Source organism: Streptosporangium sp. H16 (assembly GCF_051918855.1).
Taxonomy (GTDB): domain Bacteria; phylum Actinomycetota; class Actinomycetes; order Streptosporangiales; family Streptosporangiaceae; genus Streptosporangium.
Genome location: NZ_JBPXMD010000050.1, coordinates 23,647 through 38,734, shown reverse-complemented (window position 1 = coordinate 38,734; position 15,088 = coordinate 23,647). Strand labels below are relative to the sequence as shown.

The following is a 15,088-nucleotide window of genomic DNA, read 5'->3' as shown; positions in this document are numbered from 1 at the left end:
CGGACACGGGGAACGCTCCGGCGCAAGCCGGAAGCTGCCTGAGAGCGCGCTCACCACAGCACACTCACAAGCAACGGTAGCGGCGGGGGGTGAACACCACCCGGCCGCCGTCACCCCGCTCGGCCACCCGCGTGGTGGACGAGCCCACCAGCAGCAGGCAGCGCATGTCGATCGCGTCGGGGTCCAGGTCGCCGAGGGTCGTGACGGTCATGCTCTCCCCGGGCCCGCCGACGTCGCGGCCGACGACCACGGGGGTCTCCGGCGCCCGGTGCTCCAGCAGCAGGTCCCGCGCGGCGGCCACCTGCCAGGTACGGCTCTTCGACGCCGGGTTGTAGATCGCCAGGACGAGGTCGGCCTTCGCCGCGGCGCTGATCCGCCCGGCGACCACCTCCCAGGGCTTGAGCAGGTCCGACAGTGACAGCACGCAGTAGTCGTGGCCGAGGGGAGCGCCGGCCCTGCTCGCCACCGCGTGCGCCGCGGTCAGGCCGGGCAGCACCCGTACCGGCACGTCCGCGAACCTCGGCTCGCACGCCACCTCCAGCACCGCGCTGGCCATCGCGAACACCCCGGGGTCGCCCGAGGACACCACGGCCACCCTCGATCCGGCCGCGGCCAGCTCCAGCGCGTGCGCGGCCCGTTCGGCCTCCACCCGGTTGTCGGTGGGGTGGCGGCGCTGGCGCGGGTTGGGCGGGACGCGGTCCAGGTAGGGGCCGTACCCGACGAGCTCGTCGACCCCGGCCAGCGCCTCCTGCGCCTCCGGCGTCAGCCACGGCCGCCCGGCGGGGCCGAGCCCCACCACGACCACCTCGCCGCGCGCCCTCGCCTCGCCCGGGGTCCCGGCCGGGGTCTCACCCGGGGTCCCGGCCGTGGCGGCGGGCGCGGGCCTCGCCGCGTTGACAGGACTCGGGATCAGCGCCAGCGAGAAGTACGGGACGCTGCCCGGGTCGACCTCGGCGAGGGGGGCGAGGCGCTGCTGCCCGGTGGTGGCGCGCTCGACGTACCAGGCCTCGTCGAGACGCCCGGCCTCGGCCAGCGCGTCGCGGACCTTGGTGAACGTACGGCCGAGCTTCAGCACCGCCGCCGAGTCGGTGGCCGCCAGGCGCTCGGCGAGCACCTCCGCCGGGAGCGTTCCCGGCAGCACGGTCAGGACCTCGTCCCGCTCGACCAGCGGGCGCCCCAGGACCGCCGAGGCGCCGCTCACCGACGTCACGCCCGGCACGACCTCGGTGACGTAACGGTGCGACAGGCGCTTGTGCATGTGCATGTACGAGCCGTAGAAGAGCGGGTCACCCTCGCACAGCACCACCACGTCGCGCCCGGCGTCCAGGTGGGCCGCGAGCCGCACCGCGCAGGCGGCGTAGAAGTCGTCGATCGCCCCCTGGTAGCCGCCGGGGTGGTCGGTGGTCTCGGTGGTGAGCGGGTAGATGAGCGCCTCCTCGACCTGGCCCTCCCGCAGGTAGGGGGCGGCCACCGAGCGGGCGATGCTCCGGCCGTGGCGGGCGCTGTGGAAGGCGATCACATCCGCCTCGCCGATCAGGCGGGCGGCCTTGACGGTCACCAGTTCGGGGTCGCCGGGTCCGAGCCCCACGCCCCACAGCCGTCCGGTCACGTCGTCGCTCACTCTTCCTCGCTCGCGATCGCGTTGACCGCGGCGGCGGTCATCGCGCTTCCGCCCCGCCGTCCGTCCACGACCAGGTACTCCAGGTTCGCCGGGTGCTCGGCGAGGGCCTGCTTGGACTCGGCGGCACCGATGAAACCTACCGGGACGCCGAGTACGGCGGCCGGGCGGCCCGCGCCCTCCTCGACCATCTCCAGCAGCCGGAACAGTGCGGTCGGCGCGTTGCCGATCGCGACCACCGAGCCCTGGAGCCTGTCGCGCCACAGCTCCAGCGCGGCGGCGCTGCGAGTGGTGCCCAGTTCCGAGGCGAGTTCCGGCACCCGGGGGTCGCCGAGGGTGCAGATCACCTCGTTGCCCGCGGGCAGGCGCCGCCGGGTCACCCCGGAGGCGACCATCATGGCGTCGCAGAGCACCGGCGCGCCCGCGCGCAGCGCCTCGCGCGCCGAGGCCACCACACCGGGTGACCAGCGCAGGTCGCTCACCAGGTCGACCATCCCGCAGGCGTGGATCATGCGGACCGCGACCCGGGCGACGTCGGCGGGCAGGCCGGACAGGTCGGCTTCCGCGCGGATGGTGGCGAAGGAGCGGCGGTAGATCTCCGCGCCGTCGCGGACGTAGTCGATCACAGTTCCCCTCTGGCGGCCGCCAGCGCGGCCGCGGTCTCCTCGATGCCGGAGCAGGTCAGATCGGTGCCGTCCAGCTCCAGGCGGTAGCCGTCACCGGTGGCGACCACATCCGCGACCCGCCCCCTCGGACGGCCGCAGCGCCTGCCGCAGCCCGCCCAGTGCACGGGGAGCGTATCGGTGCCCGGCCCGTTCCCGGACGGCGGGGCCACGGACGGCCCGCTCCCGGACGGCCCGCTCCCGGATGGTGCGGCCGTGGGCGGCGGGACGGCGGGCGGCGAGGTCGTGCCGACGGCTACGGCGGTGGCCGCGTCGGCCTGGACGTCGGCCAGGGACTTGGCGCAGCCGGGGCGGCCGGTGCAGGCCGTCACACCGATCCACGGCGAGGCGGGGTCGACGACCAGCCCGGCGGCCTCCAGGCGGGCGGCCGTGCCCGCGACCTCGGCGCGGTCCAGGCCGGGCAGGACCACGCCACGCCACGGCGTGAGCCGGATCTCCCCGCCCGAGGCGGCGTCCGCGAGCAGCAGTGCCAGTGCGGAGGTCAGCCGCCCCAGCGGGATCGCCACCCCGAGCGCGACCCGCGCGCCCCCGTCTCCGGTGTCGCCCCCGGTGCCGCTCGCGGGCCCCGTCTCTCCTCCGGCGCCGGTTCCGCTCCCCGTCCCGTCCGCACTCCCGATGACGCCGACCGGCCCGAGGGTCACGACCCGCGGTCTCACCGGGGCGAAGGGCGTCGTGCCGGGAACCCCGAGGGCGGCTCGCACGCGGGCGGCGATCAGGGAGGGACCGTCGGGGAGTTCGGCGATTCGCCAGGCGGTGACGTCCCGGGTGGCCAGCTCGTCGAGGAACGCCTCGGCGGCGGCGAGCAGGGCGGTCACGGCTCCGGTGAGCGGGACGCGCAGGCCGGTGTCGGTCCCGGCGAGGATCAGCGCGGCCTCGTCCGGCCCCGTGAGCAGGATCCCGGCGTCCGCGCCCAGACCGGCCACGTCCCCCCGGCCGTCGTCGAGGGCGAACATGAACCGCCCCGGCAGGGCGGCGAGGGCGGGGCGGGCGCACAACCGCCGGTCCAGCTCGCCGATCAGCGGTGTGACGTCGGCGATCCCGCCGCCGCGCGGATAGCGCGGACGATCTGAGATATCCGTGATGTCCGGAGTGTTCGCACCGCTCGATCTGCTCGGTCCGCTCGGTCCGGCCGGTCCGCTCGGTTCGGCCGGTCTGCTCAGCCCGGTCAACGCGCTCGGCCCGGTCGGTCCGTCCAGTCCGGTCGGTCCGTCCAGTCCGGTCAGCGGGGAGGCGAGGATGTTGCGGATCCGCTCGTGCGTCGCCGAGGGCAGCAGGCCCGCCCTCGCCATCCGCGCGGCGAACCCGTTCCCCGTGCCGTCCCCCGTAACGCCGTCCGGATCCTCCGGGCCGAGGCCGCGCACCTGGACGTTCGCGCGGGAGGTCAGCTCGATGACGCCGCCGCCGTACGCCGCGGCGGCCTCGGCGAGTTCGCGCAGCTGGAAGGGGGTGAGACGGCCTCCGGGCACGCGGACGCGGGCCAGGCCGCCGTCCGCGGCGGCATGGACCTGAAGCGCCCCGGGACACGCGTCGAGTCGCGATCGTCCGGAAAAGTCGGCAATGGACACTCGAAGGATGCTAACGCCAGTTTCTTGCAACGAACCGGACTGCCGTAGTGTCATCGGTGGCGACGGCAAAGGGAGGAAGCCGGTGTGAATCCGGCGCGGTCCCGCCACTGTAACCGGGGAGCGAACCCCACCCGGGCCACTGTCCGACGACGGGCGGGAAGGCCGGGGTGAGCACCGATCCGGGAGCCAGGAGACTCCAGCCGTCGCGGCCGACGACGACCCGGGGCGAGGACCCCGAGGGAGGAAGCTCCGTGCGCTCTTCGCCGTTCCCCCGCGACACCGTGGCATCGCCGTTCCCCCGCCACACCGCGCGCTTTTCACGGTTGCCCCGCCATATCGTGGCGCCGTTCCCCCGCCACGCCGTGGCGCCCCTGGGCCGTACCGCCCTTCCTCTCCCGGAGTGTGGCGCGTGATCCTCCTGCTCTCGACCTCCGACACCGACCTGCTGAGCGCTCGCGCGAGCGGCGCCGGCTACCGGCTCGGCAACCCCGCCAGGCTCACCGCCACCGACCTCCCGCCGCTGCTGGAGGGCACCGACCTGGTCGTGGTACGCCTGCTGGGCGGGCGCCGCGCCTGGGAGGAGGGGCTGGACGCCCTGCTCGCCGGCCCCCGGCCCGTCGTCGTGCTCGGTGGCGAGCAGGCGCCTGACGCCGAGCTGATGGAGCTGTCCACGGTGCCCGGCGGGGTCTGCGCCGAGGCGCACGCCTACCTCGCCCACGGCGGCCCGGCCAACCTGACCGAGCTGTACCGTTTCCTGTCCGACACGCTGCTGCTCACCGGCCACGGGTTCGCCGCGCCCGAGCCCACCCCCACCTGGGGAACGCTGGAGCGCGAGGCCCGCGACCAGGAGGGACACGACGGTCCCGTCGTCGGAGTGCTCTACTACCGGGCCCACCACGTGGCCGGCAACACGGCCTTCGTCGAGGCGCTCTGCTCGGCGATCGAGGACGCGGGCGCGCGGGCGCTGCCGGTGTACTGCGCCTCCCTGCGCACCGCCGAGCCCGGCCTGGTGGAGGTCCTGCGTACGGTGGACGCCCTGGTGGTGACCGTGCTCGCCGCGGGCGGCACCCGTCCGGCGACCGCGTCGGCGGGCGGGGACGACGAGGCCTGGGACGTCGGCGCGCTCGCCGAGTTGGACGTGCCGATCCTGCAGGGCCTGTGCCTGACGAGCAGCCGGGCCTCCTGGGAGGAGAACGACGACGGCCTGTCCCCGCTGGACGCCGCCACCCAGGTCGCGATCCCCGAGTTCGACGGGCGGATCATCACGGTGCCGTTCTCCTTCAAGGAGATCGACGAGGACGGGCTCACCGTCTACGTGGCCGACCCCGAGCGGGCCTCGCGGGTGGCGGGCATTGCGGTGCGCCACGCCGCGCTGCGGCACATCCCGCCCGCCGAGCGGCGGCTGGTGCTGATGCTGTCGGCCTACCCCACCAAGCACGCCCGCATCGGCAACGCCGTCGGCCTGGACACCCCGGCCAGCCTGGTGCGGCTGCTGGCCGCGCTGCACGAGCGCGGTTACGACATCGGCGCCGAGGACGAGCTGCCCGGGGTGACCGGGCAGGACGGCGACGCGCTCATCCACGCGCTGATCGCCGCGGGCGGGCAGGACCAGGACTGGCTCACCGAGGAGCAGCTCGCCGGAAACCCGGTGCGCATCGCGGCGAGCCGGTACGCCGAGTGGTACGCCACCCTCCCGGCGGACCTGCGCGCCCGGATGGAGGAACACTGGGGCCCGGCGCCCGGCGAGCTGTTCGTGGACAGGTCGCGCGACCCGGAGGGCGAGATCGTGCTGGCCGCGCTGCGCTCCGGCAACGTGGTGGTCATGGTGCAGCCGCCGCGCGGCTTCGGCGAGAACCCCATCGCGATCTACCACGACCCCGACCTGCCGCCCAGCCACCACTACCTGGCCGCCTACCGCTGGCTGGCCGACGGCTTCGGCGCGCACGCCGTGGTCCACGTGGGCAAGCACGGCAACCTGGAGTGGCTGCCCGGCAAGTCGGCGGGCCTGTCGGCCTCCTGCGGCCCGGACGCCGCGCTCGGCGACCTGCCGCTCATCTACCCGTTCCTCGTCAACGACCCCGGCGAGGGCACCCAGGCCAAGCGCCGCGCGCACGCCACCCTGGTCGACCACCTCGTCCCGCCGATGGCCCGCGCCGACAGCTACGGGGACATGGCCAGGCTGGAGCAGCTCCTCGACGAGCACGCCTCCATCGCGGCGATGGACCCGGCCAAGCTGCCCGCGATCCGCGCCCAGATCTGGACGCTGATCCAGGCCGCCAGGCTCGACCACGACCTCGGCGTCGCCGACCGCCCGCACGACGCCGAGTTCGACGACTTCCTGCTGCACATCGACGGCTGGCTGTGCGAGGTCAAGGACGTCCAGATCCGCGACGGCCTGCACGTGCTGGGGGCCGCCCCCGAGGGGCGGCCGCGCGTCGACCTGGTGCTGGCCATGCTCCGCGCCCGGCAGATGTGGGCGGGCGGCGAGGCGCTCGTCGGGCTGCGCGAGGCCCTCGGCCTGGCCGAGGACGGCAGCGCCGGGCGGATCGGCGTCGACGAGGCCGAGACCCTGGCCCGTGCCCTGGTCGAGGCCATGGAGCACCGCGACTGGGATCCGGCGGCGGCGGGGGAGGTGACGGCCGAGGTCCTGGGCCGGACGGACGCCCCGGCAGGAGGCGCCGGTCCGACCGGCACGAACGACGCGCCCGGCCAGAGCGGCGCACCCGGCACGACCGGTTCGACCGGCACGAACGACGCGACCGGTCGGGCCGGCGCACCCGGCGCCGGGGGAGCGGCCGCCGCGCGCGGCGCGGATCCCGGGACGGTGGAGCGGATCCTGCGGTTCGCCGCCGTCGAGGTCGTGCCCAGGCTGGCGCGTACCACCGACGAGATCGACGCGATCCTGCACGCCCTCGACGGCGGTTACGTCCCGGCCGGGCCGAGCGGGTCGCCGCTGCGCGGGCTGATCAACGTGCTCCCCACCGGCCGCAACTTCTACTCGGTCGACCCCAAGGCCGTGCCGAGCAGGCTGGCGTGGGAGACCGGCCAGGCGATGGCCGACTCCCTGCTGGAGCGCTACCGCGCCGACACCGGTGACTGGCCGCGCTCGGTCGGGCTGTCGGTCTGGGGGACCAGCGCCATGCGCACCGCCGGGGACGACGTCGCCGAGGTGCTGGCGCTGCTCGGCGTGCGGCCGGTCTGGGACGAGGCCTCGCGCCGCGTCACCGGCCTGGAGCCGATCCCGGCCACCGAGCTGGGCCGCCCGCGCGTGGACGTCACCGTCAGGATCAGCGGCTTCTTCCGCGACGCCTTCCCGCACGTCGTGGCGATGCTGGACGACGCAGTACGGCTGGCGGCCGGGCTGGAGGAGCCCGAGGAGCTCAACTACGTGCGGGCGCACGTGCTCGCCGACCAGGCCGGGCACGGCGACGGGCGCAGGGCCACCATGCGGATCTTCGGCTCCCGGCCGGGGGCCTACGGGGCCGGGCTGCTGCCGTTGATCGACAGCCGCAACTGGCGCGACGACGCCGACCTGGCCGAGGTGTACGCGGTCTGGGGCGGCTTCGCCTACGGCCGGGGCGTCGACGGCGTTCCCGCCAGGCAGGACATGGAGACGGCCTACCGCAGGATCGCCGTGGCGGCCAAGAACGTCGACACCCGCGAGCACGACATCGCCGACTCCGACGACTACTTCCAGTATCACGGCGGCATGATCGCCACCGTCCGGGCGCTCACCGGGAAGGCCCCGGCCGCCTACATCGGCGACAGCACCAGGCCGGACGCGGTCCGCACCAGGACGCTCTCCGAGGAGACGTCCAGAATCTTCCGCGCCAGGGTGGTCAACCCCCGCTGGCTGGCCGCGATGCGCAGGCACGGCTACAAGGGCGCCTTCGAGCTGGCCGCCACCGTCGACTACCTGTTCGGCTACGACGCCACCACCGGCGTCGTCGCCGACTGGATGTACGACAAGCTGGCCGCGACCTACGTGCTGGACCCGGAGAACCAGGCGTTCATGGCCCGGTCCAACCCGTGGGCGCTGCACGGGATCGCCGAGCGGTTGCTGGAGGCGGCCGGCCGGGGCATGTGGGAGCACCCCGACCCCGCCATCCTGCGCGACCTCCAGGAGGTCTACCTCAAGTCCGAGGGAGACCTGGAGGACGGCGCCTGACCCACGGCCTCATCGGCCCCGCGCGGCCCGCCCTCGCGGCGGGCCGCGCGCCCGGACGGGCGTTCAGCCCAGGGCGTGGTCGAGGTTGAACGCGGCGCTGATCAGCGCGAGGTGGGTGAAGGCCTGCGGGAAGTTGCCGAGCTGCTCGCCGGTCTGCCCGATCTCCTCGGCGTACAGGCCGAGGTGGTTGGCGTACGTGAGCATCTTCTCGAACGCCAGCCGGGCCTCGTCCAGGCGCCCGGCGCGGGTGAGCCCCTCGACGTACCAGAACGAGCAGATCGAGAAGGTGCCGTCCTCGCCGCGCAGCCCGTCCGGGCTGACCGCGGGGTCGTAGCGGTAGACCAGCGAGTCGGACACCAGGTTCGCGCCGAGCGCGTCGAGGGTCGACAGCCACTTCGGATCGATGGGGGAGATGAACTTCGCCATCGGCATCATCAGCACCGAGGCGTCCAGGACGTCGTCGTCGAAGTGCTGGACGAACGCCCGCAGCTCCTCCGACCAGCCGCGCCGCATGATCTGCCGGTAGATCGCGTCGCGGGCCAGCTGCCAGCGCGGCGTGTCGGATGGCAGCCCGCGGCGGGCGGCCATCCGCATGGCCCGCTCGATCGCCACCCAGCACATCAGCCGCGAGTAGACGAAGTCCTTGCGTCCGCCGCGCGTTTCCCACACGCCCTCGTCGGGCCGGTCCCAGTTGTCGCAGACCCAGTCCACCAGGATGTGGACGTCGTCCCAGAGGGCGCTGGAGATCGGCTGGTGCCACTTGTCGTAGAGGTAGACGGAGTCGAGGAGGGCGCCGTAGATGTCCAGCTGGAGCTGGTCCACGGCGGCGTTCCCCACGCGCACCGGGGCCGAGCCCTGGTACCCCTCGAGGTGGGGCAGCTCGATCTCGGGCAGCTCGGTGCGCCCGTCGATGCCGTACATGATCTGCAGCGGGCCCGAGGGGCCGCCGCCGTCGCGGCTGACGTGCCGGGACAGGAATCCCATGAACGCCTCGGCCTCCTCGCCGAAGCCCAGCCGCAGCAGCGCGTACACGCAGAACGCCGAGTCGCGGATCCAGACGTAGCGGTAGTCCCAGTTGCGCTCCCCGCCGAGCTGCTCGGGCAGGCTGGTCGTCACGGCGGCCACGATCCCGCCGGTCGGCGCGTACGTGAGGAGCTTCAGCGTCAGCGCGGACCGGTGGACCATCTCCCGCCACCGGCCCCGGTACCTCGACGAGGACAGCCAGCGGCGCCAGTACGCCACGGTCGAGGCGAACTCCTCCTCGGCCTCCTCGATCGGGCACGCGCGCAGCGCCACGTCGTCGCCGAACCTGTCGAGGGCGAACACCGCGCACTCGCCCTCGTTGAGCTTGAACTCCGACCGCACGTCCTGGCCGTCCACCTCCAGGGTGGTGCTGGACGACAGGGTCAGCGACAGCGACGGCGACTCGAAGAGCGCCCGGCCCCGGTGCATGGTCAGGGTGTGGGACTGCCTGCCGTAGTCGAACCGCGGAGCCACCCGCGCCCGGAACGGCAGCGACCCGCGGACGCATCTCACCCGCCGGATCAGCCGGTGCCGGGCGCCGTCGCGCGTGTCGCCGACGATCGGCATGAAGTCCTGGATCTCGCCCACCCCGTCGGCGGCGGAGAAGCGGGTGATCAGCACGTTGGTGTCGGGGAAGTAGAACTGCTTGGTCCTGGCCGGGGTGGCCGTGCCCAGCTCGAACGATCCGCCCCGGACGGCGTCCAGGATCGAGCCGAACACGCTGGGCGCGTCGAAGCGCGGGCAGCAGTACCAGACGATGGTGCCGCCGGTGTCCACCAGCGCCGCGGTGTGCAGGTCGCCGATCAGCCCGTGGTCGGCGATGGGCCGGTATCCGGGGGCGCCCGCCGGGTCCTGACGAGCGGATTCCGCTGCTGTCATGTCGGCCTTCTCACGTCGCGAGCCGGGCATTACGCCCTCAAGCTACGTGCCCCGGACACCTGCCCGGTTCCGTCCCGCGTCAAGGAGTCGGCACGTTTCCCGCCGCCGACGGCAAACGACGGCAAACGACGGCAAAGGCCGCCCGATGACGGCCGCGTCACCGGGCGCGGGTGTCACCTCCGGACGGGAGCCGCGGCTCAGGCGCTCTCGGAGCGTCCCAGCCGCCAGTAGCCCATGAAGGCCACCGCCGAGCGGTCGATCCCGGCCTCCTGCACCAGGTGGCGGCGGAGCAGCTTGACCACGCCCGCCTCGCCCGCCAGCCAGGCGTACAGGCCGTCGCCCTTCGAGGCCTCGGGGACCTCCCAGAGGATCCCCTCGTCGACGTCGACGTCCTCCAGCGGGTTCGCGGCGCCGGGACCGGCGGGGGAGGCGGGCCCGCCGGTGAGGGCGCCGCCCGGCGCGGTGAGCGCGCTCAGGGTGTCGCGTACGGCCGGGATGAGCAGGTCGCCGTGGCGGGCCCCCTCGCGGGGCAGCCAGACGACCTCCACGCCGGGACGGACGTCCAGCGGGAGCGCGTCGGCGGCCTCGGGGACCTCCAGCAGCGCGGTGGCGCGCACGGAGCCGGAGAGCGACTCGACGATCGCGGCGATGGCGGGCACGGCCGTCTCGTCCCCGGCCAGCAGCAGGTGCGACGCCCCGGCGGGCGGGGCCCACTCCCGGCCGCCGACGGGGCCGGAGTAGGCGGCGTTGGGGCCGACCACCACGACCCGGTCGCCCGGGGTGACGCGGGTCGCCCACCGGGAGGCGGGGCCGCTCTCACCGTGCAGGACGAAGTCGACGTCGAGCTCGCGCAGCTCGGGCCGCACGGCCCGCGCGGTGTAGGTGCGGATCGGGTTGCGCAGCTCGTCGGGGAGCGCCCGCCACCGCTGGTACCAGTCGTCTCCGTCGCCCAGCGGGGTGATGCCGCCGTCCGGCAGCGGGAGGATGACCTTGATCCGCTGGTCGAATCCCTTGTCGGCGAAGCCCGCCAGGTCCTCGCCGCCGAAGGTGACCCGGACGAAGTTCGGGCTGAGCCGCGCCGTCCGCACGACCTCCGCCTGATGGCCGCGATAGGCCGGAACCTCCGCCGCGCGCTCCAGGGTCTGCTCGCTGCCCGCTGTCATCGTGCCGCCTTCACTGGGAAATGCCGTCCCCAGCAACTTAGCTTTGCCTAACCTTATTCGGCAACCTGGTGCGATCTCCGTTCTATCCCGGTCTCGGGTGATTCTGCTCGTACGGTCACGTGGCCTGCGCCGGTACGGTCACGCGGCGCGGGCCTCCTCGCCCTCGCGTGTCTCCCGCGCGCCGCGCCGCGCCTTCCCGCCGAGGTCCGGCCCGGGGGCGGGCCGCGTGCCGGTACGGCCGGGGGTCCCGGCGCCGTCGGCCCGCTTCGGGAGACCCGTGCGGTACGGCTCGCACGCCCAGCTCGGCCTGCTCACGCGGAGCGTCTCGCGGCCCCGGGGCGTGGTGTCCGGCAGGCCCTGCCGGCTCTGCCCGCCCTGCCCGCCCGGATGGAGCGCCACGGTGTGCGGGAGCGCCTTCCAGGCCGGCGGCGTCTCCGCGCGCAGGAGCGTCTCCTCGACCGGACACGTCACGCCGGTCCACAGGTCCGCCCGTTCCCGCCGCCCGCCTCTCCTGCGGTGCCGTCCCGCCGAGACGCGGGGGCGCAGCCGGGACAGGACGAACGTCGTGCCGAGGACGAAGGTCAGCACCCCGACGATCACGACGGTCTCCATGGAGACGGGGAGCGTTCCCGGCACGTCCGCCGGGGGAGTGGAGCCCGGGGCGAGTGCCGGGCGGATCTCGATCCGCCCGGCGGCCTGCGGGGCCGTGGCGTCCTCCCCGGAGGCGGCGCCCGTCAGTTTCTCCTTGACCTTGCGCGGCAGCCCGTATCCGACGACCTTGCTCTGGTCGCGCGTCTTGCGCTTCAGCCAGATCCGGTCGACGTTTCCCTCGATGGTGTGGATCGTTCCACCGTTCACGCTCTCGACGACGCCGACATGGTCGATCCCCTTGATGTCCTTGCCGCCGGACCAGTCGAAGAAGACCAGGGCGCCCGGCTCCGGAGTCCGGGTCCACGCGTCGTGGGTCTCGAACCAGCGCGCCTGCGACGGGGTCCAGGCGAACTGCCCGACGTACTCCTGCACGCCCGCCTTCTCCGCCGCCCAGGCGATGAACATCGCGCACCAGGGGGCCGTCCTGTACTGCGGGTCCTGGGCCACGTTGACCGCGTACCACTCACCGAACTTGCTGTGCTGGCCGGATCCCTCCCGGTACCCGAGTTCGGGCTTGATGGTCCTGAGCAGATCGTCACCGATCGGATCCATGGCTGTGAGCCACCCCGTCCACTCTCCTCCCCTTCGGAGAAGGGGGCGCCGTCCGACAAAGCTGGACTGTATTCGCAGAAAAACGGAAAAGTGAGGCTATTTGCTTAAAAAGCCGAGTCAGGAGGCTGTCGAATACCGGATTCGGCGAAAGGCGGGAAAGGCGCCCCCGCAGCACCTACCATCGACTGCCCACCCGTGCCGGCCGCCGGCTCCGGACCCCGCTCCGGTTCCGGTGCACGAGGGTGGGCGGCCCGGAAGCGCCGGGGCCGTTCGCGCACAACGGGCATATCCCAATTCACCCCGCGCTCACGGGTCACACCGGTACGCCTCCCTGCCCATCGGGTCGAATAGCATGTGATGGCACGTGCGTGGCATGCGCCGGTGCCGACGCCGAGGCCTCCCTCCCGGTCCGGCGAAAAACGGGGACACGAAGGCGGAACGGGTTTTCCATGTTCGACGACAAGACGCAGGAGACCCTCCGCCGCCTCCTGGACCTCGCCGAGCACCCCGCGACCTCGCAGGCCGAGCGAACCCTGGCCGTCGCGCGGGTCCGGGCCCTCATCATGGTGCCCGAGGGCGACGCCCGGCGGGCACCGGTCACCCCGGCGATGGAGGCGGGAATCCTCCGCAGGGTCAGGCCGCTCGCCCATCGGGTCGACGAGGACCTGGTGAACGAGGTGCACGGCGACCTCTACGCCTTCAGCACCCGCTACCGGGTGATCGGCGAGCTCGCCGAGGAGATCGCCCTCCTGCTCGAACGCTGGAGCGCCGTCGTCCCGCAGAAACGCCACCGCCACGAGGAGGCCGTCAGGACCGCGGCCGCGAAGCTCGTCTACCTGCTGGAGCGCCGCGACCTCTTCCGCAGGCCCAAGTGGGGCAACCGCCCGCGAACCCGCTAGAACCCGCGGGGGAGGCGGGCCTCCGGCAGGCGCCTCAGCGGTCCGGCAGGTCTGGCCGGTCGGGCGGTCCGGCCGCGCGATCCGGGCGCTCGGCGAGCAGCGGCAGCAGCGGGTTCCAGGCGGTCCCGTCCCGGGCGTCGCGCCGCCGCCGGGCGATGGCGCTCAACGCCTCGAGCACCACGCGGTTGGCCAGCGCGGCGGTGATGTCGGCGTGGTCGTAGGGCGGGCTGACCTCCACGACGTCGATCCCGACGACCGGCAGCTCCAGGCAGACGCGCCGTACGGAGTCCAGGAGCTGGCGCGCGGTGAGGCCGCCGGGCTCCGGCGTCCCGGTGCCCGGCGCGTGGCCCGGGTCGCACACGTCGATGTCGACGGACAGGAAGACGCCGTCGCACTCGTCGACGGCGATGGCGAAGGCCTCGGTCAGGCACTCCCGCAGGCCGCGGTGCGTGATCTCGGTCATCTCGTACGAGCGCATCGCCCGTTCGGCCATCCAGTCCAGCGTCTCCGGCGGCGGCCAGTAGCCGCGCAGGCCGATCTGCAGGAACCGGTCGCCGCGCAGCGCCCCCGACTCGATGAGCCTGCGCATCGGCTGCCCGTGCCCCCACAGCGAGCCGAACTCGATGTCGCCGGTGTCCGCGTGGGCATCGAAGTGGATCATCGAGATCCGGCCGTGCCCGAGGACGTTGGCCACCCCCTTCGCGTCGGGGAAGGCGATCGAGTGGTCACCGCCCAGGATCACCGGAACGGCTCCGGAGCGGGCGATCTTCTCGACGGCGGCCTCCAGGGCGGCCAGCGACGCCAGGATGTCGCCGGGCGGCATCTCGACGTCGCCCGCGTCCAGGACGCGCAGGTCGCGCAGCCCGTCGGTGCGCAGCGCCAGGCTGGGACGCGCCCCGTCGTGCGGCAGGTAGTCGGTCATCCTGATCGCCTGCGGCCCGAAGCGCGCGCCCGGCCGGTGCGAGGTGCCGCCGTCGAACGGCGCCCCCACGATCACGATGTCGGCGCCCGCGTGACTCGCGGGATCGTCCAGCGAGCACCGCTCGACGCCGAGGAAGGTGATGTCGGGCCCGAACTGGGGCCCGTAGCGGCTCGTCACCGTTCCCCCGGCGGGAGGGCGCCGCTCCGCGAGCGCCGCGGCCCGTCGCCGCCGGGCACGGCTCGCGGGGACACGCGAGGGCACGGTGGGGTGAGTGGTGGCCGTGGCCCGGGGAGACTTTCCGCCCGCGCGAGGCACGACCTCGCGCGATCCGGCGATTCGTCCCAGGGCCACGGCGTGTGAACTGGCAGATCCCGATGCCCGGCGGGGGAAGGGTAGCCGGTCACCGTGGGATGAGTGGGACCCGCCAGAGCTCTCCGTCGACGCGCTGACCGGGGGTGCGTGACCGCCGCACCGCGGTACGCACAACCGTGACGGTAAGCAGCCCTGGGCGGGTGCCTCAATGATGTTGCCGGATGTTGCGTGGAATTCGCCGTCGCGCGGCGGACGCCGCCACGGGCGTCCGCCTGCCGATCGGCGCGCCGGCCGGCCGGCGCGCCGCGGAAGGAGCCACGCGGGCAGGCCACGCGACCGGGACCGCGAGACCACGCGGGCTCGCGCGAGGTCACGGAGCCGGGCTCCGCCGGCGCCACGGCGGCCGGCCGGGGTCCGTGGCCCGCCCGCGACGTCATCTGCCGGTCGGCTCACCGGTGGGGTCGTCGGCCTCGCTCTCCGGCGCGGGATCGTCACCGGCGCCGAGTTCCTTGCGCAACCGGTCGATGTCCATGCTGTGGCTGCTGTACTTCAGCTCGCGAGCAACCTTCGTCTGCTTAGCCTTGGCTCGGCCCCGTCCCATTGGCTGTACTCCCTCGCGCAGGCCGTGCTCGGCCTCTCGTCACTGTCGCATC

10 protein-coding genes and 1 riboswitch are annotated in these 15,088 nt (G+C 73.9%); of the genes, 2 read left to right on the top strand and 8 right to left on the bottom strand.

The window, feature by feature from the left end; all coding sequences use genetic code 11:
* Window positions 1-64: 64 nt before the first annotated feature.
* From ACTOQ2_RS40570 to ACTOQ2_RS40560, 3 genes are read right to left on the bottom strand one after another with little or no spacing between them, the layout of a single operon-like run.
* Window positions 65-1,609, bottom strand: a complete 1,545-nt coding sequence (locus ACTOQ2_RS40570; RefSeq protein ID WP_440106837.1) for a precorrin-2 C(20)-methyltransferase — start codon at window positions 1,607-1,609, stop codon at window positions 65-67.
* 8 nt (window positions 1,610-1,617) lie between these two features.
* Window positions 1,618-2,244, bottom strand: coding sequence for a precorrin-8X methylmutase (locus ACTOQ2_RS40565; protein ID WP_440070872.1), 627 nt, complete (start codon window positions 2,242-2,244; stop codon window positions 1,618-1,620).
* Window positions 2,241-3,866 carry a precorrin-3B synthase gene (locus tag ACTOQ2_RS40560; protein WP_440106835.1) on the bottom strand — a complete coding sequence of 542 codons (1,626 nt, stop codon included), beginning with the start codon at window positions 3,864-3,866 and terminating at the stop codon, window positions 2,241-2,243. The genes ACTOQ2_RS40565 and ACTOQ2_RS40560 overlap by 4 nt, the downstream gene beginning before the upstream one ends.
* A 46-nt stretch (window positions 3,867-3,912) precedes the next feature.
* Window positions 3,913-4,085, top strand: a riboswitch (cobalamin riboswitch).
* 190 nt (window positions 4,086-4,275) lie between these two features.
* On the opposite strand from ACTOQ2_RS40560, the gene cobN reads away from it, so the two are divergent.
* Window positions 4,276-8,034, top strand: a complete 3,759-nt coding sequence (cobN, locus tag ACTOQ2_RS40555; protein ID WP_440106833.1) for a cobaltochelatase subunit CobN — start codon at window positions 4,276-4,278, stop codon at window positions 8,032-8,034.
* Window positions 8,035-8,097: 63 nt separating this feature from the next.
* Here cobN and ACTOQ2_RS40550 read toward each other — a convergent pair whose 3' ends face one another.
* From ACTOQ2_RS40550 to ACTOQ2_RS40540, 3 genes are all read right to left on the bottom strand, one after another.
* On the bottom strand, window positions 8,098-9,936 hold the full coding sequence (locus tag ACTOQ2_RS40550; protein WP_440106832.1) for a glycoside hydrolase family 15 protein: 1,839 nt from the start codon (window positions 9,934-9,936) through the stop codon (window positions 8,098-8,100).
* Window positions 9,937-10,133: 197 nt separating this feature from the next.
* The gene (locus tag ACTOQ2_RS40545; protein WP_440106830.1) at window positions 10,134-11,099 is read right to left on the bottom strand and encodes a siderophore-interacting protein; all 966 of its coding nucleotides are present in this window, start codon (window positions 11,097-11,099) and stop codon (window positions 10,134-10,136) included.
* Window positions 11,100-11,237: 138 nt separating this feature from the next.
* A complete protein-coding gene (locus tag ACTOQ2_RS40540; protein ID WP_440106828.1) occupies window positions 11,238-12,302 on the bottom strand; it encodes a CHAP domain-containing protein in 1,065 nt (354 codons plus the stop codon).
* 449 nt (window positions 12,303-12,751) lie between these two features.
* Here ACTOQ2_RS40540 and ACTOQ2_RS40535 point away from each other — a divergent pair, with 449 nt between their 5' ends.
* Window positions 12,752-13,201: a hypothetical protein gene (locus ACTOQ2_RS40535; protein ID WP_440106826.1), complete on the top strand. Its 450-nt coding sequence runs from the start codon at window positions 12,752-12,754 to the stop codon at window positions 13,199-13,201.
* Window positions 13,202-13,235: 34 nt separating this feature from the next.
* Here ACTOQ2_RS40535 and speB read toward each other — a convergent pair whose 3' ends face one another.
* Window positions 13,236-14,384: an agmatinase gene (gene speB / locus ACTOQ2_RS40530; protein WP_440106824.1), complete on the bottom strand. Its 1,149-nt coding sequence runs from the start codon at window positions 14,382-14,384 to the stop codon at window positions 13,236-13,238.
* A 484-nt stretch (window positions 14,385-14,868) separates the two neighbouring features.
* Entirely contained in the window at window positions 14,869-15,036 is a 168-nt protein-coding gene (locus ACTOQ2_RS40525; RefSeq protein ID WP_344743362.1) for a DUF3073 domain-containing protein, read from the bottom strand.
* Window positions 15,037-15,088 lie beyond the last annotated feature (52 nt).